The sequence below is a fragment of the Saccharomonospora saliphila YIM 90502 genome (genome assembly GCF_000383795.1).
Classification (GTDB): Bacteria; Actinomycetota; Actinomycetes; order Mycobacteriales; family Pseudonocardiaceae; genus Saccharomonospora; species Saccharomonospora saliphila.
The window spans coordinates 1-1,899 of sequence record NZ_KB912632.1; the positions used below are offsets into that span (position 1 = coordinate 1).

The 1,899-nt window shown below is 71.1% G+C and carries 2 protein-coding genes and 1 tRNA gene; 2 read left to right on the plus strand and 1 reads right to left on the minus strand.

The window, feature by feature from the left end:
• Nucleotides 1-787, minus strand: a 787-nt coding sequence (locus tag SACSA_RS0104620; protein WP_019813922.1) for a DUF3662 domain-containing protein, incomplete at its 3' end; no start/stop codon positions are given.
• A 126-nt stretch (nucleotides 788-913) separates the two neighbouring features.
• On the opposite strand from SACSA_RS0104620, the gene SACSA_RS0104625 reads away from it, so the two are divergent.
• Nucleotides 914-996: transfer RNA gene (locus SACSA_RS0104625), tRNA-Leu, on the plus strand.
• A 168-nt stretch (nucleotides 997-1,164) separates the two neighbouring features.
• Nucleotides 1,165-1,899: PLP-dependent transferase (locus SACSA_RS0104630; RefSeq protein ID WP_019813924.1), on the plus strand; the 735-nt coding region annotated here is incomplete at its 3' end.

The following is a 1,899-nucleotide window of genomic DNA, read 5'->3' on the forward strand; positions in this document are numbered from 1 at the left end:
CGGGTGGCTGGCCGTAGCCCTGGTCGTAGCCGGGCGCAGGAGGCTGTCCGTAGGGGTCGTATCCGCCGGGGGCTCCGTAGCCCTGGTCGTAGCCCGGTGCCCCGTAGCCCTGGTCGTAGCCGGGAGCGCCGTATCCCTGGTCGTACCCGCCGGGGGCTCCGTAGCCCTGGTCGTAGCCCGGTGCCCCGTAGCCCTGGTCGTAGCCGGGAGCGCCGTATCCCTGGTCGTACCCGCCGGGAGCGCCGTATCCCTGGTCGTACCCGGGGCCTGCTTGTCCGTAGCCGTACTGGCCCTGCTGGCCGTACGGGTCACCCTGGTCGTATTGGCCGTAGCCGCCGGGCTGGCTCATTGGTCGGTCTCCTGCGTCGCTCATTCGTGCCGACCGCGCGGGGGTCCCGGCGCCGTGTGCCTTGACGTCGGGGTCGACGGTCGAGCGGGTTCTGAACTTTCCAGTATGCAGCGCCTCGTTGCGCTCTAGCGAAACTACGACGTCACCATAGGTGTCCCAGCCGTGCTCGGCGAGGTGCTCTGAGACTGCTTCGGCGAGCATCCGGGTGACCCGTTGCCCGTCCTCGGCCATCCGATCGTGATCGGCGGCTCCCAACGACACGATGTAGTGGTTGGGCGCGAGCTTCCGGCCGCCGGCCAGGTCCCGGACGTTGTCCTCACACTCACGCTCCAGTTCCAGCGCCACTTCCTGCGTGACGACGTTGCCGCCGAAGATCCGCGCGAAGGCGTCTCCCACGAGGTTCTCGAGGCGCCGATCGAAGCGCTGTACGCGTCCCACCGGGGCCACCTCCCTCCACGTGTACCTTCCCCAGCGATCGTATCCGGTTTCGGGTGTGTGACACCGGGCCCTGTGAAACCCCGTCCGAGGGGCCTGGTAGGCTTCTCGACGTTGCCGCAGTTGCTCGGGCGAGTGGCGGAATGGCAGACGCGCACGGTTCAGGTCCGTGTGTCCGGAAGGACGTGAGGGTTCAACTCCCTCCTCGCCCACCGCGAACCCCCGTTCCCGGCCAGGGACGGGGGTTTTCTCATGCCCGCCCCGAGGCGGAGCGCGCCACGGTATCGGCGCGGCGTCGTCGACGGAGTCGGCTGACCAGGGCTGTCGGGAATGTCACGCGCGTCGCGCGGAGGTGTGCGCGAACCTCGCGTGCGGCTACCGTGACCGCCGTGACGGAACAGTGGTCGGCACGGACGCGGGCGATCGTCGCGGGGCGCCCGGCCGGGACCGGGCAACCCATGAACGTCCCCATCGCGCCCGCGAGCATGCTGGGGCTCGACTACGCCCGTGAGGACGGGACCCCGACCTGGGCCGCGCTGGAGGACGCCCTCGGCGAACTGGAGGGCGGGACGGCCACGGCGTTCGCCTCGGGCATCGCCACGGCCTCGGCCGTGCTCGATCTCATCGAGGCCGGGTCCCGCATCGCGGTGCCGGGGGACAGCTACGCCGGGACCCGTGCGTTGTTCGCGCACGCCAAACAGACCGGCCGTGTGCGTGTGGAGACGATCGCGCCGACCGACACCGCCGCCTGGACCGAGGCCGCCTCCCGCTGTGCCCTGCTGTGGCTGGAGTCGCCGACCAATCCGAGCCTCGACGTCATGGACGTGGGCGCCATCGCGGAGGCGGCGGCGCGGCGGTCCCCGGCGCCGCTGGTTGTGGTGGACAACACGTTCGCCACTCCGCTCGGGCAGCGGCCCCTGTCGATGGGAACCGACATCGTCGTGCACAGCGCCACGAAGTTCATCGGCGGGCACAGCGATCTTCTGCTCGGCGTCACCGTCACCACCGACGACGGCCTGGCCGGCCGGCTTCGGCAGGCGCGGACGCTCGGCGGAGCGACCCCCGGCGCGCTCGAGGCCTTCCTCGCCCTGCGCGGCCTGCGCACTCTGCCGCTG